This is a genomic window from Aporhodopirellula rubra (assembly GCF_014192335.1).
In the GTDB taxonomy this organism is placed as follows: domain Bacteria; phylum Planctomycetota; class Planctomycetia; order Pirellulales; family Pirellulaceae; genus Rhodopirellula; species Rhodopirellula rubra.
Genome location: NZ_JACHXU010000014.1, coordinates 221,810 through 243,945 on the forward strand (window position 1 = coordinate 221,810; position 22,136 = coordinate 243,945).

Here is a 22,136-nt window from a genome sequence, read left to right on the forward strand (position 1 = left end):
CAATCGTCGAAGACAGAGTATGTAGAAGAAAGGAGATTTTTACGGCGTCGGCCGCCGGAGAGAGTTTGGTGATCGCATCGACTTGGTCAACCAGTATGCAATCTTCTTTATTTGTCCGTGAGTTCTCTGCAGTTCGCACTAATTTAATCCCAAAGACCTTCCTACAACGTCGGACGCTATTCGTGCCCACACGCTGAATGCAGCTGCTTTCAACGAGGAATCCGAAATAACGTTTTTAACTTGCTTCCAGACAGAATAATTTACCACACTGTCAATGAAATCATGCCCTGCCCATGTGAGCTCAAGTTCGTAGTAGTCGTAACGGTTGCCAGCCGTACCAGTCTCTATACCACTCACCAGCCCCGCCTGGACCATCAAAACGATGTGTTTGTATACGAGCATTCGATGGTCCGGAAGATCGTACTCATCACCACACACTGACTCTCCGCAAATCTGATTGGCGACGTGTGCACTTGATGGACCAGAATTAATGGTGCGAAGCACCAGCATAATGCTTCGTATCATATCCATGTCACGTACCATTTTCTACTCGTTTTGAGTTCGGCAATATGATTAAAGGTCCGTCAGCATGCTGCAGGACACAGCGATAGCACGTAAGTCGGGAACCGTTCCGGTCGTTGAAACCAGGGCTGGATGATCACGCATTTATTTTTACACATCACTTCCGTCGACTGCGTCAGAAGGCACATGTTAAGACTTTGGGAATTATGGCCAATTTCCACCTATATATGCAGCCCAATGCATACTTTAGAGCTCGTCCTCGTAAGGAACGAACTTTTTCGACTTTTCCGCAATCTCTTTCGCTAGCGATCTAATTCGTCTGGACTGCGACGGTTTCAGGTCACCCAAACGGATGAGCGGCAATCGTCCGTCAAACGAGGGCGACTTCGGGTTAACTGTGCCGATTGGCTTGATGGTGAAGTCAAACTTGTCTCTGACTTGCTCAGCTTGAAAAAGGCAAACGTCACCATCATGGGCTGATGACTGCATCCAGTGATGGCAGCATATACAGACTCGTCCCTTTTCACGCGGTGACATTCTTGCACCACAGATGACTCCAATGAAATTGTTGATGTCTACCGAAAGAACACGATCGTCTGGGGCAAGGGAAAAAAAACTTGGGAAGAAGGCTCGTACTTCATTTTCGTATCGCCAATCGGTGGATTTGACGAGTCCCACTAGACTTCCTTCTTTTTCACTTGCTTCGCTCATAAGCAATTCGGGACCGTCATAGTGCTCCTCTCGCTCACTGAAGCGAAACTGAGGTACAAGCTCACGGAGCGCGTTTGCCGTTGGCGGCTTGGCACGATACTGAACGGCCTTGAGCGGAATTGCAAGTTCATCGTATATGCCGATCTCATAAACATGACCGCTAAACAAATCGTCAGTCCTCTTCTTGAACCCATGCAGATTCTTCACGCATGATTTGAGAGGAACTCTTCCGTCTTTCGTCGAGTACACGAGAACAAACCCTTTTTCAGCTGCCGCGTAGTGTCCCCACATCGTTGGGTTGGTTGCTTCCAAGGAAAATGATGAGAGATACCTGCTTTCACTAAGAAACTTTGGCAATTCGTTCCGAACGAAATTCGCGACGGCGTTTGCAAAGAATTCGAAAGTCGATTCCTCCATCACACTGCAGAGCGGATCGCGAGAAGTTTCTATGAACATCTGCTCAAGCTCTTCCAGTCCCACATTTCGGTTCTTGGCCTTTCGTTTTAGACCACTTCCTATCTCTTCTGCTGTTTCGAGGATTTCGCCAACAAGCTCTGGCTTGCCACCCGATAGTCTTTCGTTCCCCAAAATAGTTTTGTCCAGAATCCAGGAAGCAAGCCGCTGCCAATGCTCCAGATTTCCGTGCAAAATCCAGCGGGGACGACATTCGTTAGCATCATTTAGTTCCGAGGGAGACGCAAAAAAGATCTCGCCCCGGCGCAGCATTCCAAATTCTAGATTTCCGGCTTTCTGAAATTTGTAAAACAGCATTGGTCATTCTTCGCGATAGGTGATTCAAGTCGGCTAAATGGTATACACAACGGAACCAACCGTGTTCGTCATGGGCATCAATCGAGGAAATACTCGATGATTTGACGTCCTCTATACACCTCCGTTACGTCAAATGAGCCGTTGCAATGACCGACGCAAGTTCTGGCACTTCCAGACTGAAGGAAATTGTACAAACCGAGATCAGTTTCGAGACTACCGACTTGACGTTGGTGTCGCAAATCGTCGCGAGAATCAGTCGCTTCGGCAGTTCGCTCCGGCGGCCGACAACGGAACGTCTCCCGGTCGATGAAACCGGAGCATTCGAAAAGGTAAGGAAGAAATTTCGCCGTCAGCCGCCGAAGCACTTCGAGGCCGACCTCGCATCTATCGCAACCACGTCACAACGACCACTTTACCTTTTTCTTCGTGGTGAATCGGCAACTGTAAAGTTTTGAAAAAACGGCTAATAAAGAAGGTAGAGCTCATTCGAAAGAAGACTCTGAAGAGCCGAATTCCATCAAAGTCGCTTTCAGCTTTTGCATGTCGGCCTCTAATTCGATTTCGACGTTTTCTTTGTCATCGACTATGGCGACCTGACTTCTAGTCGCAAGAAATCCCAACTTTCGCGAGATTCTTGTTAATGAAACAACGATGGCAGATTCGTCTGCAAGGCCACTTGCAACAGCCCATCGGCTTATAGCGTTCACGGACAACCCGCAAAGCTCCTCTTTCCAACAGTCTTGCGAGTTAACAACCAACAGAGCCTCACGCATCAATTCGATTCGACGATAGAAATCAACTTTCATACTTGGTGATTTCCGTAAGGAGGTTGGTCATCCATTCCAAAATTATTTCATACTCGGAAATTACGATCGAGACTTGGGTGGGGTTGATTGTGTTGCCAAAGCCGCGTGTGCAAAGCATCCTCGCTCGTTCGAGAACGTCGAATGCATTCGGTTCGATAGTGAGCGAATAGACGCCAAGCTGTCGAGGTGATCGACGCGAAAACACGCCCGCCGACAGTCGGCCAAGTGAAAAACAGGTAGCGAAGTTGCGAATCGCAAGAAACGCATTCGACAACTCGAAAACGGGGCTTGGTGTCCCTGCTCTGAGTTGTACGAACGAATGTTCAAGCAGTTTCAAAAACCGCGTGCAATCATTCACAGCGCAGCTATATTGCGCAGGTCGTCCGAGATACGTAAGGGGGTTTGACCCATCTCCCGAATACAACATGGTCGATTCGGCAAATAGGTGCCACGCGAACGGATTACCACGGCCCCAGATTTCGCGAATCCGCTTCAGCGAATAGACCGAAAATCTATTGGGGTCGATTTCCGGCGAGTCTTTTTCGCAAATCGCAAGCAAATCAATATCAGACGCGGCGTCGATTTCACCGCGGCAGATAGAACCGAACGCATAAATGTGCATCGTTACCGCCTACTAAATTGACGGACGATAAGTGTCATGAATGAACCGAAGACCACCAGCCTTACGACGTAAATCATGGCAAGAAGACTCGCCGAATAGCTTGCTGGTCGATCAATGCCAAAGAAAACGGAGGGGCTTTGAACTAAAATCGCCTCCAAATAAGTATTCGGACTACTTAGACTCCCACTTTTGAACAAATGAAGCATGGCGATCGCAACAAGTGCAATCACCATCACAACAATCGGACGCGACACTTTGAGCCCGTTTCCAAAAACGAGGTCTGTGAACCAAAAGCCAACCCATTGAAAAAACGCATTGGCACGGGCAAACCATTTGAAATTGGTACGGTAGTACGACTCATTCGACTTCCAGGCTTTCCGTAGGTGTTCCTCGGTCGCTGCGAGTTCCGTAGCAAAGGCTTTATCTGCAGCACCTTTATCGCCGATTGACTCGTAGTTTTTGCGGAGACTTCGCGCAAAGTGGCGTTTCACATTGACCCACCCAGGACAATTGTTCTTCAGGATATCGCTTGTGATATCAGTTTTATCGAATGTTGCGTACTCGAACTTGCAGCCGTCAAACGAACTGCCGTGAAAGTTGGTGTTGACGAATCGGCAACCAGTAAACTTGCACTTTTTGAAGAAACAGTCGCGAAAGTAGCAAGCGTCAAACACCGAAAAACTAAAATCGACATTGCATAGCTCCTTCTGTTTCGCAGAAACGCGTGTGAAAACACTATGCATAAAATCATCACCATCAGTATCTCGACTGAATTGGTGATCCGCATAGTGCTTTCGTTCAAACGGTTGTAGCGGCTGGTTTTCTGACGCGATCATACGCATTTGGGTGTGTTTGGGATGGCTACTGAAAAGAGGCCCAACATTGGAGGAAAGAGGGCGACAAATTCCATGTAATCACAGCTTTCCCAGTTGAACAGGGCACTTGTTTTGTATTTTACGTTTGCCATCGCCTCAGAATTCTAAGTTATTGAAACGGTTGCGTAACCATGGTAGCCGAAGGAGAATAACGTCTCCATGCTGCCGAAACGTCGGTTTACGTTCGAAATACGTGACCGGGAACATGGGTACAGCCGAACCGCAGGCCATGGAGGCCAGAATTGCTGCCGGTGACGAAAAGGGAAATTGGATCGGTTTACGAAGCCGACGGCCATTTTTTCTTTCCCCTTGTTGCTGAATCCCCTTTTCTCGGCTGGGCACCGGTGTGGCAATTTTGCTTGTCTTGTCGCTTAAAAGGCGGGGGCCTTGTTCGTTGTTTCGATGCGCAGGCCCCGAGCAAAAACAACTCGGTCCAGTCACTGCTGTTTTGGTGAGCGGCGTGGCTGGGAATGTGCCGAGTGGTTTTGGATACTTGATCGATGAATCGAAAGATTCTAGCGTCTGGAGGGGCGTCTCGGACTACGCTCTTACGTTCGTTCGCCTTGTTTCCCTATTCCATCAAACAAGGCAGATGAGCGAGTCGCACTCTCTCTGTTCGCGCTGACCGATCCGGGCACGGCGCCGCGTGCGAACTCGCCGATATGGGGTTTCGCGTTTTCCCGTGCGATTCCTTGGCTGTTACGCGATGTTCCTTTCCTGGCTAATGCGATTCTCCGGGGAAGCATCCGCGAATCGCTCGTTACCTGGATCTTGCGACACGCGAACTGAAAAGGATTAACGTCTTGAGGAAGCGGTGGCCGGACGCTGGAATTGGGAGCTGTCCCGACAACCAACTCGGTTTGGATGTCGATGGATGAAGTGGACACGCGTAATTTCACGTGCGTCTCAGAAAGCAGCGAGCCACTCCACTATCACGTCTGCTTCAGGTTGCCTCCAGGAACGCGGCTATTGAACAAGCTTCAACGCGGACGATCAGGTCCTGAACCGGGCGTGAACAGCGAGGTTCGATGAGACCAAGGACTAGTGCCGGTGGCATCTGCACCGGGGCGCATCGAATTGCCGCATCGTTGGCAAGAATAGAAATCAGCCAACGAGCACCGGGGCGGGCAACAGACTTCGGGTCGGTTGCGTCGCGAGGTGACCGCTCATCCGTCTTGTTGGCCGTTCACGGAAGAGACGAACATCTTTGCAGTAGGTCGTATCGACCGACATCTAAAGTGCAAAAAAAAGCCTGGAACGGATGTTGTCCGTTCCAGGCCTGTCGTAGCCATTTCTGACCACTGATACCGAAGGAGGGACTCGAACCCTCACTGGATTGCTCCAACTGGATTTTGAATCCAGCGCGTCTGCCAATTCCGCCACTTCGGCTTGTGAGGGGGGATTATTGTGGACCGGCCGATTTCTTGCAAGTGCGGTAACGGGGCTCGCTCGGGCAAAACAAATTTTGCATCTGCATAATCGTTAGGGCAGCTAAAAACACTTGTATTCGGCCCGGATTTGTAGATTTCGCGGTTCCGATGGTGCTGCCGAGATGCCCATGTCGAGACTGACGGGGTGGACCGAGAATGCGGCAATTCTTCGCGCGGGCAATCGGGTGCGAGAGCGGGCGTTCGGCACGAAGCCTAGAACTGCACGGGGAATTCGTAGGCGAGTGCGGCGGTGTAGTCGGCTCGGGCGGCGAAGTATTCGAGTTTGGCCACGACGAGGTCGCTCGCCGCTTCGATGGCAATTTGTTCTCGGAGAAATACCGCGAGCAGGTCGCTTTCGCCGAGATCGAATTTTCGCCGTTCGACGGCCGCGAGTTGCTCGGAGATTTCGACCGCGTCGGTGATTTGCTCGACACGTCGATAGGCGGCATCGAGAGCGGCAACGGCCGTTTGGACTTCCGTCGAAATCTTCTCCAACGCGAACTGGCGTTTGGCGGCGATCTGATTGAGTTTCGCTCGAGCCGACCGCATCTTCCCCAGCCCTTTTCGGCGTTGGACGGGCATTTCGAATTCGAATCCGATCTCGAGTTCGAGTTCCGATTTATCTCGTTTGGAACTGGTGGGTTCGCCGACGTCTTGCGAAACGTTGGAGAACGCGTCGAGTACCGGAAGGGTTTGATTGCAGGCTTCGGCAAGGTCGACTTGCACACGCCGTGCCTCGGTATCGAGGGCCGTCAGTTCGGGACGCAATCTCGCTGCGTACTGGATGTCGGCGTCGAGCTGCGTGACGTCGTACGGAGCGACCTCGGGAAAGCCGGGGAGTTCGTCTTCGCCGGGAACCCGTGGCGTGGACAGTCCGTCGCGAAGGAACAGCGACAGCTTCACGGCCGTTTGCGTTTGCTTGCGTTTGAGGTCGATGAGTTTGCCTTGACGCTGCATGATCGCACGTTGGTTGTCGGCGAGCACGGGATCACCCAGGTCGCCTTCTTCGACGCGTCGGGCGACTTGGCGGTTGCGTCGTTCGGCGAGTTCGAGTGCGGCCTCACCGATCTGCACCTGACGGCCCGCGGCAACCCAAACCCAGTACGCGATTGACGCGTCGCGAATCGTATCGATCACGGCACTTCGGATCTGCGGTTCGGCCATTTGACGGTCGTAGGTGGCCCGCCAAAGATCGGCACGTCGCGCGTCGATATTCCTGTCACGCAGCAGCGGAAGTTGGAAGCCGGCTTTGAACTCGCCGCCCTCGTTGGTTTGTCGTTCCTGATACCAAGGCTCGAAGACGCCTCGGCCGATACGGTAGCCGCTGTAGATTTCGCCACCCCGGTACAACGGCTGGTACACACCGGCGCCGTTCTGATAATTTTCGTAAAAGCCCAGCGGTTGGCTTTCGGAACGTGCTTTGAGTTTGGTGTCGAATTCTCCCCAGGCGGCGAGTTGGTCGCCGGACGTGCGATTGCGTTCTAGGTAGGCGATCTGCAGCAACGGGAAGTAGCTCTGCACGGAAGCGACGACGTCCTGCAGCGGCAATCCACCGTCGTTGTTTGTCACGCCGGCGAGCGAGGGGGCTCCGGCGAGTGACGGGGCGAGAAGCTCGTCGAAGCTGGCGTCCGCATTCGCGGTTTCTGAATCCGTTCGCGCGGAGGTATCATTGGGCGCTGACGCATCGTTGTCGGTGCCCCGGTTGTCATCTTTGCTGGGCTCGATGGCACTATCGGGTTCGATGGCACTATCGGGTTCGAGCAAAACGTCGGACTCGATCAAATTGTCCGATTCGATTGCGGGGATCAGCTCGGCGCCGTCGGTGATCACTTCACCCGTGAGGTTTTGCCGGGCGGACGCGAGTTGAACGACCGGTGTGGTCGCGGCGACGGTCGTGGCAGTGGACGTTTGTAACGCGGTGGTGGTGACGTCCGGCACGGCGGTGTTCGCGGTGGTCGATCTCGGGCCATCGTTGGTAGCGCAGCCGATCGTGAGCAATCCTCCGGCCGCGATCATGCATGCACGCCTGATCATCAGGGGGGCCTCGGTGGATGGCGGAAACAGGAAACGCAGTTGGAATGGGAACGACACGTCTGAGAGTCCGTTGGAACGTGGCACGGCCGACACGCCGAGCGACGGGTAGCTGAGACGGGGCTGTGGTGCCGGTACGGCGGCCGATTGGCCACTGAAATGAAACGCGTTTTCGCTTCATTCGGCACGACAGCGTTGACCGGCGTGACGGTGACCACCGGTGCAACCGGCATCTTAGGTTTCGACCGACTCGGCAGCGAAATTGCTGTCTTTTACGTGGAAGGGGACGTCCGCGCGCCGTATCGGTCCGGTCGCCCCCGTCATAGCGATTGTGCGGATTTGGGGGTGTAGGGTATTTTGGTCGAGCCGGTCGATAATCCTGAATTTCGTTGCTTAATTTGACTTGTCGTGTCGATAGAAATAGCTAAAGTGCGTTAAAGCATTCACGACAAATGTTTCGTGTATTGAGTTCTCAGGCGATCCATTCCATGGCCGATTCCTTCCATTCCTCTTCGATTCCCGTCGCACCGGCCGCCCGCCGAAGGCTCGCGGGTGAGGGAGCCGCTACGCTCGATCGGTTGGTTCGCGATCGTGTGAAGATGGAACGCACGACAATTTTGCGTACGTTTCACCTGACCCTGGAGAGCCACGAGGGGAGTCTGCCGGGCGATTGGTGGCAGATATTTACTGACGCGGCGACTGCTCTTCAGTTGCGTCCGGCGGTTTTGGATTGTTCGATCGATCAGGTCGTGCGGTTGATCGGTGACGGGGCCGACGTTGTCACGTTTTATCACGGCGAACATGAAGCTGTTACGCCGGAGAGTGACGGGATTGACCATGCGGCCGGCGGCGAATTCCCGCGATGGTTGTTGCTGCACCAAGACGAGAAGTCTCGCACGCATTATTGGGCATCGGATCGCCGCGACGAATCAACCATCTCTGAGCGAGAACTTCGTCGTCGCTTAGAACCGTTGGCCGAAGATCAACGCATTCGATGTATCGCATTTGATTGGCGGGAAACGTCCGTCACGGGAGGACACAGTTCCTCCACCGGACCGATGAAGCCGTTGACTCGTTTGGTCCACTTGTTACGTCCCGAGTGGTCGGACATCTGGCTGGTGATCGTTTTCGCTTTCGTCGTTGGCTTGTTCACCCTGGCGACGCCCATCGCGGTGGAAGCGCTCGTCAATACGGTCGCGTTCGGACGGTTTGTTCAGCCCATCGTGGTGTTGGCGTTGATCCTCATGTTTTTCCTCGGGTTCTCTGCCGCGATTCGAGCGTTGCAGACGTACATCGTCGAGGTCATCCAAGAACGATTGTTTGCACGCGTGGCCGGGGATCTCGCACACCGATTGCCGCGTGTTTCCGTGGAGGGAACTGATGGCAAATACTTGCCCGAATTGACAAACCGATTCTTCGACGTCGTGACGGTCCAAAAGACGTCCGCGACTTTGTTATTGGATGGGATCGGTTTGCTCATGAGCGCCGCAATCGGAATGGTCGTGTTGGCGTTCTATCATCCATTCCTGCTAGGCTTTGACGCGTTGTTGGTCGTGGCAATTGCGTTTTTGATCATCGTGCTGGGACGTGGTGCGGTGAAGACGGCCGTGCAGGAATCCAAAAGCAAATACTACATGGCGGCTTGGTTGGAAGACGTATCGCGGTGCCAGACCACGTTTCAATCGGCGGCGGGAAAGCGATTGTCGGCGAGTCGATCGGATCGATTGATTCACGATTACCTCGTCAATCGCAAGCGACATTTCCATGTGCTGTTGCGGCAAATCCTTTTCGCGTTGAGTCTGCAGGCGATCGCCAGCACCGTGCTGCTGGGGCTGGGCGGTTATCTCGTCATCATTCGCGAGCTGACGCTGGGACAATTGGTGGCCGCGGAGTTGATTGTCGCGATCATCGTCGGCGCGTTCGCGAAGATGGGCAAGCACTTCGAAAGCTTCTACGATCTGCTCGCGTCGGTGGACAAACTCGGTGCCCTGTTCGACTTGCCCTTGGCTCGCCAGGGAACCGTGCTGCACTCGATCGACGACGAGCCCGTGACGATTGAACTGAGTCATGTGACGTATCGCCGAGGTGGCGGTTCGCCCGTGTTCACACCGGTGACATCGATGACACCGCCGGGAGGAGCGACCGCGGTGTTTGGCGGTTCGGGGACCGGTAAGTCGACGTTGTTGGATTTGATTTACGGTGTCCGTCGTCCGTCATCGGGAAAGGTCCTCGTCGACGCGACGCAGCCGAGTGATTTCCGCTCGGATGACTTTTGGAATCATGTGGAATTGGTGCGAGACGGCGAAGTGTTCGCGTCGACGGTCGAAGAAAACATCCACGTTCAGCGAACGGACGTGTCGGGCCAAGATGTCGAGGATGCACTCGAAGCGGTGGGGATCGCGGACATCGTTAACGCGTTGCCCGAAGGCATGCAAACTCACCTGACCAGCAGCGGGGCACCGTTGGCATCCAATCAGGTACGACTGTTGCTGATTGCCAGAGCGATTGCCAGCCGGCCGTATCTGATGTTGGTCGACGGGGTACTCGATTCGTTGAGTGACACGGAGGCGGAGTTGATTCTGGACTCCTTGTTAAGGCCAGACCGTCCTTGGACACTGGTGGTTGCGACGGGGAGGCGTTGGATCGCCGAGCGTTGCGATCAAACGATTGATTTGCGTCCTGATGCCGTATCGGTGCAAACGCCATTTGAAAAGCCGGAGAGGCAAGTTTGATGAAAACATCTACCGACCCGCAGCCAGCACCAATCAATCCGCCGAAGGTTTTGGATCGCAGAACCAAGGCAGCACCGCCGAAATCGGACAAACAGAAATTGTTGCGACCGCGGCGCCGTTCGATGATTCTGCCCGAAGCGTATGACGAACGGGCGATGCCTGCGCTGAAGCTGACACGTTCGTCCAAAAAGGCTCGCCTGATCGGTCGGACTTTGGTCGTTCTGATCGTCTTGGGCTTCCTGGTCGTCGCGATTGCGCCGTGGCAGCAATCGGTCAAGGGCAGTGGTACGGTGATCGCATACACGCCCGCCGATCGAACTCAGACGATTCAGTCACCAACGAAAGGACGCATCATCGCGTTCGGCGAGGGCATCTTCGAGAATGCTCACGTCAATAAGGGCCAAGTGATTGTCGAGATTCGCGACCTCGACGAGTCCTACATGAGTCGACTGGAGTCGCAGCGGGATGCGGGCCGCGCTCAGGTTCAATCACTCGAGAACGTGGTGGCTGCGGCGAAACGAAACGCGATCAACGCGGAGGCGATGGTCGAAACGCTACGGTCCCAGGTCAAATCGTATGAAAGCGTCAAAGAGCAAGTCATCGCATCTGCGGATGCGGCGATCGAAGCCTCCACGGCGAAGGTGGTCTCGCAGGAACAGAAACTCGCCGAAGTGAAAGCGACGTTGACGCAAGCACGTTCGGACTACGAGCGTCAACGGACTCTGTTTGAAGAACGGATCGCGTCGCAGTTAAAGTTCCAACAGGCGGAGCAAAAATTCCGCGAGGCCGAAGCAAAAGTCGCGCAAGCGGAAGCGAACCTCGACGCGGCGAAAGCGGCGCTGAACGAGAAACAACGTGACCGAGCTGCCAAAGAACAAAAGGCGCAAGCGGATGTTGAATATGCTCGGTCGACGCTGAACAAAGCCGAAGGCGACGTGTCAAAGGTCGAAAGCGAGATCGCGAAAGCGACTTCGGATTTGAATAAGGCTCGCAAGGATCTGCTCGATACCGACACCAAGATCGCTCGCCAAGCCAATCAAACGATTCGTGCTCCGGTGGACGGTTATCTGACTCAGATTGTTCCCAATCCGGGCAGTGCCGTACTGAAGGAAGGTGATCCGATCTGCGTCATCGTTCCCGACACGACCGATCGTGCGGTCCAAATTTGGCTCGACGGCAACGATGCGCCCTTGGTCAGCACGGGACGTCACGTTCGACTGCAGTTCGAAGGATGGCCTGCGGTTCAGTTCGCGGGTTGGCCGAGTGTTGCGGTCGGTACGTTTGGCGGCGAAGTCATTTCGGTTGACGCCACCGACAACGGGAAGGGCAAGTTTCGCGTGCTGGTCAAACCGGAAGAAAACAGCGATTGGCCCGAAGATCGGTATCTGCGGCAAGGCGTGCGTACGAACGGATGGGTCTTGATCAACGAAGTTCCGTTGTGGTTCGAAATTTGGCGAAACATGAACGGGTTCCCGCCGATGGTGGAGAACGAAGCGAAAGACACAAACAAGTCGAAACCGCCAAAGGTGAAACTGTAACGCACGTTGGTCTGAGATGCCTTTCGCCGCACAGCGAGGTGCGTGATTGTCAGCGGCAGGAGGCGAGTTCTCCTTCTGCCGGTTCTCCCACAGCGGGACATCCGGCACACGCCGTTTGAGCCGTTACTCGGAAAGTAGGCCCGCGGCATCCTCGACGACGGGGCAGCCTGTCCATCGACGCACGAGTGGTGCGTTGGTACGGAGCGATTCATCGTGGGGCTCTGAGACGTCGGCCGCGAAGGCGTTGAGGAGGATCCTGTCGAGCGACAGTCCCGCGGCGTTGGCCGCGTGGACGCAGGCGATGCAGTCGTGAATGACTCCCAATCGGTTGGCCGCGACGAGCACGGTTTTCATCTCGGTCAGTTGCTCACGCAGCTGCAGTGCGAAATCGACGTTCAGCATCGAATCCGACAGCGGGCTGAACAAGCCGCCGGCGCCCTCGATAATCAACACGTCCGGGGCAAGTTCGATCCACGGTTGAAGGTCGGAGAAGAATGCGACCTCATCGATCGTTTCACCCTGTTCCTTGGCGGCTTCGGGAGGCGCGATCGCGGCTTTGAATTTTTGCGGGCACACGGTGTGCAGGGTGAGAGGGCGGCCCGCGGATTCCCAAAGGAGTTCAGCGTCGCGGGCGATCAATTCACCACCGGATCCGAGCTCACATCCGCTCGCCGCAGGCTTGTAGACGCCGACACGTTTGCCCGCGGCAAGACTCGTTTCGGCAAACCGTGACGCGCAGTATGTTTTACCGACGTCGGTGCCGGTTCCAGTAAAAAAATAGACATCCATCGCCATGAAATTTCCTACAGTCCAGTTATCGCTGATTCAAATGCGAGACGCGGGTTCGAAGTCCGCCTCTCTTGCCGCCGCAACCTCATGGATTGAAAAGGCCGCTGCGGAGGGCGCCCAAGTCATTTGTTTGCAAGAACTCTTTGCAACCTGTTACCCGTGTCAGGCGGAGGATCATACGATGTTTGATCTCGCCGAATCGATTCCGGGGCCGACGACCGACTCGCTCGCGGAACTCGCCGCTCGCTTGCAGGTGGTAATCGTGTGTCCGATGTTCGAAAAACGAGCCGCGGGCGTCTATCACAACACGGTGGTTGTGCTCGATGCCGACGGTTCGACCGCGGGTGTGTATCGCAAGATGCACATTCCAGATGATCCGTTGTACTATGAAAAATTTTATTTCACACCCGGCGATGCCGCTCAACCCGGTGTGTCAGTGGCTCCCGACAAACCGAACGGGTTTAACATCATCAAAACCCGGTACGCGAAATTGGGCGTCGGGATCTGTTGGGACCAATGGTACCCCGAGGCGGCGCGACTGTTCGCTCTCGCCGGTGCCGACATCCTTTTGTACCCGACCGCGATCGGATGGATCGACGAGGAGAAGGATGAATTCGGTGCCGGGCAACTCGACGCATGGATGACCAGCATGCGGGCTCACGCGATTGCCAACGGCATCTTTGTGGGGGCGCCCAATCGTGTCGGGATTGAGGGGCGGGTTGAATTTTGGGGAAACTCGTTTATCGCGTCCCCGCGAGGCGAACTGCTCAGTCGCGGTGACGATCACACGGACGGAATCATCTCAGCGGAATGTTCATTGGAAGAAATGGACGTCGTGCGAACGCATTGGCCTTTCTTGCGTGATCGCCGCGTCGACGCCTACGGTGACCTGACGCGTCGGTTTATAGACTGATCCCGTTTGTTATTGACTGAACTCGTGTGTTATTGACTGAACTCGTTTGCTCGCGTTTTCAGACGACTTCGAGGGTCACGTTAACCCCGAGTTCATTTCCGAGTTGGCGGATCCGTTCGCTGGGACGTTCACCACGAAGGTCCGAGATGGCCTGCGGTATCGAGATCACGACTCCGCCACTGTCATCTTTGCGGATCTGCAGTTGCGAGATCACGCCAGGCATGGTCGCGGAGAAGAGATACAGCACGCGGAACATGGCCGCCAACACGCGTGCTTTTTTCTGAACGATCGGTGAGGCGAGCGTTGCGATGGTGGGTGGAGTGACTTTGGCGCCGAGACCGGTGTAGCGGTAGTAGTTCGCCATTGCTAAGTAGGCGCGTCCTTCGTGTGATATCCCGACGAAACCGGCGTTTGCGATGATGCCCATGTACTGTTGGGCCCGGAAATCCGGATGGGCACGCCACGCGATATCCGCGAGATAACACGATGCCTCGCGATGACGACGATCGTTATCGGATTCATCGATCCCCAGCGTCGCGAACGCCTTCTCAGTCCACGTTGCGAGTTCTTGGCAGTGTTCGGGGTTTCGTGCACGCAGTGTCGAGAGATCGCGACAGGCCACCAGCAGCGAATCGTGGGCTTGTTCCTCGGCCGACAACATCGAGTACAGCACGCCTTCGCGAAGACCGAGCGACGACATCACCACCCGATCCGCTTTCAACGCCCGCAGAGTTTCTCGCATGACGACGGCACCGACGGGCAATAGATCGCGCCGGTTTCGCGAGACGGCATCGATCCCGCTCATCTTAGACACGTCGTTGGTCGCAATGAACTTGCAAAAGTCCATCATTTCGTCGGCCGACAACTCATAGTCGTGAACAAGCGACAGTGGATAGTTTTTGTTCGCGATGTGCAGTTTGGCGAGCGAACGCCAGGTGCCGCCGATCGCATAAAAGTTCCGCTCGATGCCGGGCCAGTTTAATGTCACCTCCTTGAGGTTTGCTCGGGCAATCTTCTTTGCCTCCGCGAGCGAACCGCCCGACAATTCCGTCAAACGTAAACCGCCCAACGGCAACGTCACGCCTTCACCGAGTTCTCGATCAACGGTAATCAGTTCGAGAGAACCGCCGCCGATGTCGCCCGCGATTCCCGTGGGGCGATGGAATCCACTCTGGATCCCCATCGCGGAATAGCGAGCCTCCATCGCGCCGGTCAGCACTTCGACACGGCAACCGGTGATCCGCGTTACATTCTCAATGAACTCTTTGCCATTTTCCGCGTCACGTACCGCCGCGGTGGCGATCACGTGAGTTTTCGAGACGTTCAGTTGTTCGCCCAAGGCACGGAAGCGACGCAGTGCCAAGAAAGTTCGATCGACACCGCTCTCATTGAGCCGATTGCTGTGGACCATTCCGCGTCCCAGTCCACAGAGGACCTTTTCGTTGAACAGGACCGACGGTGCCTGCGCCAGTCCTTCGTAGATCACCTGGCGAACGGAGTTAGATCCGATGTCAATGACAGCGATCGGCACGAGGGTTTGAAGCCGACCTTGACCGAGTTCGATTTGCGGCGTGGGAGTTTCGATCGTTGTCTCACTGAAACTAAAGAGAAGCGACACGTCGGTCGCGCAATTTCGCCGACCTTAGGTGGACTTCAGAGCCTAGTGAATCGACGAAGACATGACAACGGTTCGAGTTTGCGAGGGGCGACGGCCATGGACGCTCTCGCGCACGCCTCAAGAAACGCGTGCTCGTTCTCGTCGATGAACCCGCGAAATCCAGAACGCTCGATCCAGAACGCGTGCTAAAACGCGTTTCGGATCTCGTCGAGTACAACACCCAGCAAACGAACCGCGATCGGGTTGAGTGTGGCTTCGTCGCCTTGGATGTGCCATGTCCGTTGGACATGCTTCATCATCTCGCCGGGTTTGAGAGCAGCGGCAGGTGAGGATGACTCGAGTTCATAGAATGGTCCGAGCGGCGGTTCTCCCGGTGCGGGTGATCCGTCGTTGTACGAGTTCAGCACATCGCCCGCGTAGGGTTCGTCTTGGTGTTCCCACATCGAGTTAACGAATCCGTTGGGAGCGTCTTGGACGTTGTAGGTCAGGATCGTCAAGACTCGACCAGCGGCGTCGTAGCTACCCGCGATTCCTTTCGAGCGGGCGGGGCTGATCCCGATTTTGCCACGACGAGTCCCGTCACCTTTGAAGAACAGTACATCGTCCTCAACCTGAATGTATTCCGGGGGAACCTTTCCGAAGTAAGTGTCGTTGACCTTCGGTCCGAGTTCCGCTTCGTCACCCGCTTTGAAAGGAATCACGACCGTCGTCTCGGGTGACGGGTTATACATTCCGAGCATCCAGATGGACAGTAAGCCCGTTTCGGGTGACCAAGCCTTGTCGCCGCGGTTGGTAATCCGGTTGTCGGTTTCGTAACCGACGAATTGAAGGCCGGTGGGCAAATCAGAACCGATCAAATCACGAGCTTCATCGCGTCCGAGCATGGCGACCCGCCGACGGATGCCGACGTGAAATTCAGTTCCGCTGAAGTTGACGAATTCTGCGTCGTGTTCAAACGTCGCGGAACTCTCTGACTGTTCGACCAACCGATAGGCATCGGTGTCGATCGCCGAAGGAGTCGTCCAGTCTTCAAATTCAAACTGACTGCCCGGTTGGAAGAAAATCGCGAATTGGCCACCCTCGGGGCCGAGCCAGAAACGTTCTTCGCCACCGAAGATGTAGATGTGTTCTTCGAGTCGGCCCGCGCGTTCTTCGTCTGACATCAAACCACGCTCGATGACCGGACGATTAATCCAACCGAAACTCGGCCCGCGAGTCCCGTCGTAGCTGCTCGTCATCACTCGGCCTTGGTAGGCCGGAGCGACCGCGATCGCGGCACTACCTTCTCGAAGCAGCACGATGTCAGTGTGTTCTTTCAAGAATGACACGTCATCAACGAAGGGCACCGTTGATGTGTTCGAATCTTGGGCGTCAGTCGTTGCGATCGTATTCATGATTAACAGGAGCGGTATCGCCCACCTTAGGAGACAGGAATTCAAACTGTGTCTAGATCGCAGAATAGATTTCGTCATCGCCTAATGTCTTTGGTTGCGTGAGATTGATGCAAAATGGTGTTGGCTCAACTGCGTTAAACGCATTTTTTGACAACACGGATTGCGATCGGAGATGGGGGCTCATGTGGATCTAGATGATACTAAGTTTGATAGCCGATCGCACTCAAACAATACATTTATGCGGCATCCTATTGTGGATTTGCGGCAGGCGATGCTTCGGCCGTTGAGCGGTCGCTCACGTTGCTCGCGAAATGGTGACCAAGTGTCGCAGGGGACATTTGGGGATCGCGTGAAATGTGGCTTTGGGGCGAGCAACGTTGCCTATCGCAATTCGATTCCCAACGGCAGCGATTCACCAAAGATCGCCGCCTGCTCTTCGTGATCGAACTGGCCGCCTTCTTCGACCAAACGCAGGAAGTGTGAAGGTGCGTCGAGGGTTTGAAGTTCTCGCAACACTCGCGACCGATCCGCGTCATCGATATCACGAAACCGATCGTGGCAACGCCGAGAAATCTGCGTTAGGGCGAGCGACGCTGCCGCGTGGATCTGTGATGCGTGTCCCGATTCGCTCTCGTCGTCCGAACGAACACGCAACGCGGGACTGTCGACGAGTCGCTTTAAAATGTTGGAGACATCTCGCGTACCGATCACCAGATTGAGAGGGCCGTACGAAGGGATGCGGGTCGCCATGCGGCCGATCGCCCACAGGAGAGCGGGGTACAACGGCCTCGCTTTCTTTCGCTCGAGCTGCGTTAGGGCGGCTCGCGCAAGATCGAGTTTATCTTGGATGGGTAATCGCTCGAGCGATCCTGCTAACCGCCACGCCTCGAAAGCCTCTGCCGATTCCGATCGCAGTCCGCCGTACGTCAACGAACGTTTCAAGACACTGGCCAACTGAGCCTGCTGGCCCTCGGTCAAACCTCCCGCGATCCGTCGCCAAAGAACCATCGTTTCGGCTCGCGTTTGTGGATCGTCGTGAGCGATTTTGCCGAACAACGTTCGCCACGTTTGAGCCGTTCGCCAATCATCCACGGCGACACCGTAACCAGGTCGCAGCGAATAACCGAGCAAGTTCAGCCAACGCGATTCATGCGCGGGTGAGCGTCGCCGGTGAGGTTCGACCCGAATCAAACATTCCCAAATCCCACGCAGCAAAACCGGTGGCCAATCGTCGCGGCGCAGCTCGAGCGTCGACTGCAAACGTTTGACGAGTTTGGCCGGTTTCTCGTTGGCGTGAACAAAAACCGATTCGATCTCTCGTTCGCACGATTCGAGCGTTTCCTCATCAACAATTCCTGACGCCTCACCGCCACCTTCGTGAGCCTCTCGATCGGTTTCGAGTGTCGCGCGAATATCAAAGTCGAGCTTCCATCGCCCTCGCGATCCTCGGCCCGTCGTCGGCGGCTCGGAGTTGACCGCGGATGGCTTTCCGGAAGGATCATTCGGTGCCGCGACGCAGTAAACCCCGATGGTCCCGATTTCAGTCAGTTGCGTTTCAATAACAATTTGTAACGTGGTCTCCTTCTTGCGTTTCCGATCCTGCAGCGCCGTGTGGATAGGTGGTAACGCGGTCATCTCCGCGGGATCGATGTCGACCACTTCGCCAGGTGGGTCGGCCAGCCGGGTACTACTAACCCAAAGCGGAAAACTGACGGGGACACCGATTCGAAGTTCCATCGGCAACGAGTCGATTCGATACGTTTGTCCGGGTTGAGCATCCGCCGGAATCATGCAGACCGCTCTCGCCGGTGATTGCGAGATCTGCATGAAGTAAGTTCGAGCGAGGTTCGCGGCAATCCTGACGCCTTCGCCACGACGAACCAACGCGTAGTAAGCCGCCCCTTGCGAGACCGCGAGATCGAGCCTCGGTGATTGCAACGTTTCGGGCTTCCATTGCGGATCGTCGTCGCCAAACCACCGCGTCAAACAGGCGATCAAACGATCTTGAATCGCGGTCGAGCGAAGCACTCCGCCATTGAAAAGAACGAGATCAACGCGTCGTGAGTCAACTGTCTCGTCATCGAGTCCTGTCTCGCGGTGAGTGCGCAGGAACTCGGCAAGATGTTTCGTGATCGCGGGGTCCGCCGCGTAGGGCAAACCGAGTTCCTGGAAACCGCTTTGTCCGCCGATCACCGTCGCATCCAAAGCAACGTCCGGGAAAAAACCATCGAGCAACACCTGATCGACTTGCTCCGCCGTCACCGTCAGCGATACCGAACCGCCAATCAACGACGATCCTTCCCCCGACAAATGAATGGTTGTCTCCGACGGTCGGCCGGGAGATAGCATTAACTCTTTGACGCCACGAGCCCCCGCGACGAGTTGTTGCCACCGCCGGGCGGGCAGCGGTGCGTCCAGTTGAGCTTCTGCGGATTTCGCAATCGCTAGGTCGAGGTTATCACCGCCCAAAATCAAGTGCTTGCCGACAGCGATTCGGTGAAACTGCAATGCGGCACCGTCGACTTCCACATCAGCCCCGTCGTGGCCGCTGGCTGTTTTCGCGGTCGCAGGGCGCACTCGGATTAGCGTCAAGTCAGTCGTGCCGCCACCGATATCACACACGAGGATCAATTGTCCCACACGCACCCGTTCGGTCCAATCGTCAGCATGGCGGTCCAGCCACGCGTAGAATGCGGCCTGCGGTTCTTCGATCAATTGAATGCGTGGCAACCCGGCGTGTGCGGCCGCGGCGACCGTCAACTCGCGAGCGACTTCGTCAAACGACGCGGGCAAGGTGATGACCACGTCCTGATCCGCCATCGGCCAATCCGGATGAGCGTCATCCCAAGCCAAACGTAGATGAGCGAGATAGGCCGCCGAAGCCGCCATCGGTGACTTCTTGACCACGTCGGCATCGCCATGCCACGGCAAGAGGTCCGTTGACCGGTCGACTCCCTCGTGTGAGAGCCAGCTTTTCGCGGACGCGATCAATCGCCCCGGATGAGCCGACCCCGCCACTCTCGCATATTCGCCGACACGTTCACCCGGCGGCTCAACGAGATAACGCGCGAGCTTCCGGTTCGCTTTCGCCGTCATCGCCGCCGACATTTCAGGCTCGGTGAGCGTGTAGTGAAACGAAGGCAGCGTCGTGCGAGACTCCAGCGTGTCGAGATCGACCCACTGCGGGACGGCGAACACTTCCACGCGGCGGGTTTCCGCGTGAGTGTCGACAAAGGACAACACGCAATTCGTGGTGCCCAAATCGATCCCGATGCAGTATCGCGGGGCGACCATTTCGTCGGAATCGGGAGAGGCGTCGATTGGGGAGTCGGTGGGATCAGGCATGCGAAATCAAAGCAGGAAAAACGGTGTGAACCAGCATTTTAGACCCTTCAGTCCGTGGCCCCCAGAGGGCCGAAACAACGTCTCAGTACGACACAAACACGTGAAAATTCACCGGGAGTTCAGCCCTTCGCGACATTCGTTAAAACACGGGGAACGGCCTGATGACGGTGACGGTACTACGGCTGCGAGTCTGACACTTCATTCTGGAAGTGTCAGGTGGGAGCCGCAGCGGAATTCGCCAAATCATTTGGCCAATGACGAGACCCATCGTCTCGGTTGCCGAGTCCCACTGCCAGATATTCGACCGCGTCATGATGTCAGAACGATTTTGACCAACTCACGGCCATGGTCCAGTCGGTTTCGAGCTGGATCCCGTCGAGGTCTTGGTGCAACGTCGGAACGAACTCAACATTGAGCAGGTGTCCGTTGACCAACGCAGCGGTTCCGAGCCCGAGATTCAACCAATACCCGCCACGGAAACTTTCGACGTTCGTGCTGATGCCCATGTCAGGCGTCATCGGATCAGCTCCACCGTAGTTGTTTCGCCACAGGTTTTCGACTCGGATGCTGGCCGAAAAATTATCCGTAATCAGATGGCTGTACCACTGGTTGAGCCGGAACTCATCGCTCACGCTGTAGTTGCGATAATTGCGGCCGATTGGAAGGTCGGTCTGCAATTGGGTGCCAAACGAGCCAAAATCCCAGTAGTGTTTCCACGTCAGTCCGGGGCGCGCGTTAAACGTGCCCGAACCGAGTCGCATCGGGTAAGGCAACGGCGTTGTAGTACCGGTCGGGATCGTTGATGTCCGAAAAATATCCCCCGTCGGGATCGAACCGGCCAAATTCAAAATCCAGTCGTCGTTGTGATCGGTATACAACCGCATCAACGCACCGATTGTGGTGTCACCGAATCCGCTGTTGTGCGTAGTGAAGGACGTCCCTTCCATCGGCCCCGCCCCCGGACCACGAAGATGGTCCATCGTAATACTGGGTAACATGATCATGGTGTAGCACGTGATGTCGTCAGTCATGCCTCGCATGATGTGGAGCATGTGCATTTCATGCGTCATCTGTGTCGGCGTTGCCATGCGGTTGGTGATCGGGTTGCTCGTCGCGCCGTACGCGATCGCATCCGCGTCAGAGACGGTTCGAGATCCGATTCGATTGTCTTCCATGTACATATTCATGTACTTGTACTCGACCATCCATTCGCCCGGTTTGTGGATATGATCACCCATCAAGCCGGCGGGAGCGTGCTTGTCCGCTCTCGATCGGAGATTACCGTCCGCGTAAACCAACGGGCACGAGAGTGCCGCCAACACGACACCTGTTACCAATCCATGTAATTTCAACATTTCCAACTCCGTAAACTTTTCCGTCTCGCGGTGTCCGACTCCTCACGCAAACGGTATCGGTACGAGACGCGAACATCAGAGGTGAAAAACGCTCCGTTCCGCGATGGACGAATTCTCCAGGCCGCAAAACCGTTAGATCTCCCGCAGTGAACAGAATCGGGGCTAATCGTTCAAAACGAACGCCGCTACTTCCGGTTTTATTTCCCCGACGGCAAAATTGTTGGGCTTCTTAACCGTGATTTGTTAACGGCTCGCCCTTCGAGGCAGCACTCCGGTTTCATTCGTCTGAAATATTCGGCACAAGGCGTCTCGGATCGTCGATTGCACCTCGAGTTGGCAGCGTTTCACGATCGAGGTGACGATATCTCGTCAATGGCAGAATCGCTCGAGAAACGCCTGCGTCGCTTGAACACTGACGTCTCCTGTTTCAATCGAAACTCGATCGATTGGCTTCGACGATAGTGAGCCTGAAATTTTGCGAACTGAGTCGCTCGACCATACAGATCGGGAGCGCTTCAAACGGCTACGCAACAAGCACGATGGCGTGATCGCTTCGGCGGTTCGTCAAGCCGGGATGCTACGTCAGGGGGTAACCGTTCACGGGGCGGTGCAACAAATTTGAGGATCTCTCTGGACACGAGGATCGGTTTTCTGCCCCAATACTTGCATGAGCAAGATACCGCC

At 55.5% G+C, this 22,136-nt stretch carries 15 protein-coding genes and 1 tRNA gene; 4 read left to right on the forward strand and 12 right to left on the reverse strand.

Annotation, left to right across the window (positions count from 1 at the left end):
- Positions 1 to 138: 138 nt before the first annotated feature.
- From FHS27_RS19095 to FHS27_RS19120, 7 genes are all read right to left on the reverse strand, one after another.
- A complete protein-coding gene (locus FHS27_RS19095; protein ID WP_184306465.1) occupies positions 139 to 543 on the reverse strand; it encodes a DUF2513 domain-containing protein in 405 nt (134 codons plus the stop codon).
- Between the two features lie 225 nt (positions 544 to 768).
- Positions 769 to 2,004: a DUF2971 domain-containing protein gene (locus FHS27_RS19100; protein ID WP_184306466.1), complete on the reverse strand. Its 1,236-nt coding sequence runs from the start codon at positions 2,002 to 2,004 to the stop codon at positions 769 to 771.
- A gap of 482 nt (positions 2,005 to 2,486) precedes the next feature.
- The gene (locus FHS27_RS19105; protein ID WP_184306467.1) at positions 2,487 to 2,810 is read right to left on the reverse strand and encodes a hypothetical protein; all 324 of its coding nucleotides are present in this window, start codon (positions 2,808 to 2,810) and stop codon (positions 2,487 to 2,489) included.
- Complete coding sequence (locus tag FHS27_RS31675) at positions 2,800 to 3,432, reverse strand: nucleotidyltransferase domain-containing protein (RefSeq protein WP_390853964.1); 633 nt, start codon at positions 3,430 to 3,432, stop codon at positions 2,800 to 2,802. The genes FHS27_RS19105 and FHS27_RS31675 overlap by 11 nt, the downstream gene beginning before the upstream one ends.
- Positions 3,433 to 3,434: 2 nt before the next feature.
- Positions 3,435 to 4,274, reverse strand: coding sequence for a pentapeptide repeat-containing protein (locus tag FHS27_RS19110; RefSeq protein WP_184306468.1), 840 nt, complete (start codon positions 4,272 to 4,274; stop codon positions 3,435 to 3,437).
- A 1,338-nt stretch (positions 4,275 to 5,612) separates the two neighbouring features.
- Positions 5,613 to 5,696: transfer RNA gene (locus FHS27_RS19115), tRNA-Leu, on the reverse strand.
- A 254-nt stretch (positions 5,697 to 5,950) separates the two neighbouring features.
- On the reverse strand, positions 5,951 to 7,828 hold the full coding sequence (locus tag FHS27_RS19120; RefSeq protein ID WP_315854625.1) for a TolC family protein: 1,878 nt from the start codon (positions 7,826 to 7,828) through the stop codon (positions 5,951 to 5,953).
- Between the two features lie 99 nt (positions 7,829 to 7,927).
- On the opposite strand from FHS27_RS19120, the gene FHS27_RS19125 reads away from it, so the two are divergent.
- The 3 genes from FHS27_RS19125 to FHS27_RS19135 all read left to right on the forward strand — a co-directional run bounded on the left by FHS27_RS19125 (position 7,928) and on the right by FHS27_RS19135 (position 12,038).
- Positions 7,928 to 8,119 (forward strand): hypothetical protein, encoded by a 192-nt coding sequence (locus FHS27_RS19125; protein WP_184306469.1) that lies wholly within the window; start codon positions 7,928 to 7,930, stop codon positions 8,117 to 8,119.
- 137 nt (positions 8,120 to 8,256) lie between these two features.
- Entirely contained in the window at positions 8,257 to 10,500 is a 2,244-nt protein-coding gene (locus tag FHS27_RS19130) for a peptidase domain-containing ABC transporter (protein ID WP_184306470.1), read from the forward strand.
- Entirely contained in the window at positions 10,500 to 12,038 is a 1,539-nt protein-coding gene (locus FHS27_RS19135; protein ID WP_246420172.1) for an HlyD family secretion protein, read from the forward strand. Before FHS27_RS19130 ends, FHS27_RS19135 begins: the two co-directional genes overlap by 1 nt.
- A 123-nt stretch (positions 12,039 to 12,161) precedes the next feature.
- Here the strand turns inward: FHS27_RS19135 and bioD are convergent, their stop codons facing one another.
- Positions 12,162 to 12,833, reverse strand: a complete 672-nt coding sequence (gene bioD, locus FHS27_RS19140) for a dethiobiotin synthase (protein WP_184306471.1) — start codon at positions 12,831 to 12,833, stop codon at positions 12,162 to 12,164.
- Here bioD and FHS27_RS19145 point away from each other — a divergent pair.
- Positions 12,832 to 13,740: a carbon-nitrogen hydrolase gene (locus FHS27_RS19145; protein ID WP_184306472.1), complete on the forward strand. Its 909-nt coding sequence runs from the start codon at positions 12,832 to 12,834 to the stop codon at positions 13,738 to 13,740. The genes bioD and FHS27_RS19145 overlap by 2 nt on opposite strands.
- A 58-nt stretch (positions 13,741 to 13,798) precedes the next feature.
- On the opposite strand, the gene FHS27_RS19150 is transcribed toward FHS27_RS19145, so the two are convergent.
- From FHS27_RS19150 to FHS27_RS19165, 4 genes are all read right to left on the reverse strand, one after another.
- The gene (locus tag FHS27_RS19150) at positions 13,799 to 15,358 is read right to left on the reverse strand and encodes a Ppx/GppA phosphatase family protein (protein WP_184306473.1); all 1,560 of its coding nucleotides are present in this window, start codon (positions 15,356 to 15,358) and stop codon (positions 13,799 to 13,801) included.
- 185 nt (positions 15,359 to 15,543) lie between these two features.
- A complete protein-coding gene (locus FHS27_RS19155; protein ID WP_184306474.1) occupies positions 15,544 to 16,752 on the reverse strand; it encodes a DUF6786 family protein in 1,209 nt (402 codons plus the stop codon).
- A 381-nt stretch (positions 16,753 to 17,133) separates the two neighbouring features.
- Positions 17,134 to 20,097, reverse strand: a complete 2,964-nt coding sequence (locus FHS27_RS19160; RefSeq protein WP_184306475.1) for a hsp70 family protein — start codon at positions 20,095 to 20,097, stop codon at positions 17,134 to 17,136.
- Positions 20,098 to 20,414: 317 nt separating this feature from the next.
- On the reverse strand, positions 20,415 to 21,452 hold the full coding sequence (locus FHS27_RS19165) for a transporter (protein WP_184306476.1): 1,038 nt from the start codon (positions 21,450 to 21,452) through the stop codon (positions 20,415 to 20,417).
- Positions 21,453 to 22,136 lie beyond the last annotated feature (684 nt).

Excerpts from the sequence above, each read along its gene's own strand:
- FHS27_RS19135 (WP_246420172.1), top strand. The coding sequence starts at position 10,500 with ATGAAAACATCTACCGACCCGCAGCCAGCACCAATCAATCCGCCGAAG.
- FHS27_RS19145 (WP_184306472.1), top strand. The coding sequence starts at position 12,832 with ATGAAATTTCCTACAGTCCAGTTATCGCTGATTCAAATGCGAGACGCG.
- FHS27_RS19095 (WP_184306465.1), bottom strand. The coding sequence starts at position 543 with ATGGTACGTGACATGGATATGATACGAAGCATTATGCTGGTGCTTCGC.
- FHS27_RS31675 (WP_390853964.1), bottom strand. The coding sequence starts at position 3,432 with ATGCACATTTATGCGTTCGGTTCTATCTGCCGCGGTGAAATCGACGCC.
- FHS27_RS19155 (WP_184306474.1), bottom strand. The coding sequence starts at position 16,752 with ATGAATACGATCGCAACGACTGACGCCCAAGATTCGAACACATCAACG.
- FHS27_RS19110 (WP_184306468.1), bottom strand. The coding sequence starts at position 4,274 with ATGCGTATGATCGCGTCAGAAAACCAGCCGCTACAACCGTTTGAACGA.
- FHS27_RS19165 (WP_184306476.1), bottom strand. The coding sequence starts at position 21,452 with ATGTTGAAATTACATGGATTGGTAACAGGTGTCGTGTTGGCGGCACTC.
- bioD (WP_184306471.1), bottom strand. The coding sequence starts at position 12,833 with ATGGCGATGGATGTCTATTTTTTTACTGGAACCGGCACCGACGTCGGT.
- FHS27_RS19160 (WP_184306475.1), bottom strand. The coding sequence starts at position 20,097 with ATGCCTGATCCCACCGACTCCCCAATCGACGCCTCTCCCGATTCCGAC.
- FHS27_RS19105 (WP_184306467.1), bottom strand. The coding sequence starts at position 2,810 with ATGAAAGTTGATTTCTATCGTCGAATCGAATTGATGCGTGAGGCTCTG.
- FHS27_RS19130 (WP_184306470.1), top strand. The coding sequence starts at position 8,257 with ATGGCCGATTCCTTCCATTCCTCTTCGATTCCCGTCGCACCGGCCGCC.
- FHS27_RS19100 (WP_184306466.1), bottom strand. The coding sequence starts at position 2,004 with ATGCTGTTTTACAAATTTCAGAAAGCCGGAAATCTAGAATTTGGAATG.
- FHS27_RS19125 (WP_184306469.1), top strand. The coding sequence starts at position 7,928 with ATGAAACGCGTTTTCGCTTCATTCGGCACGACAGCGTTGACCGGCGTG.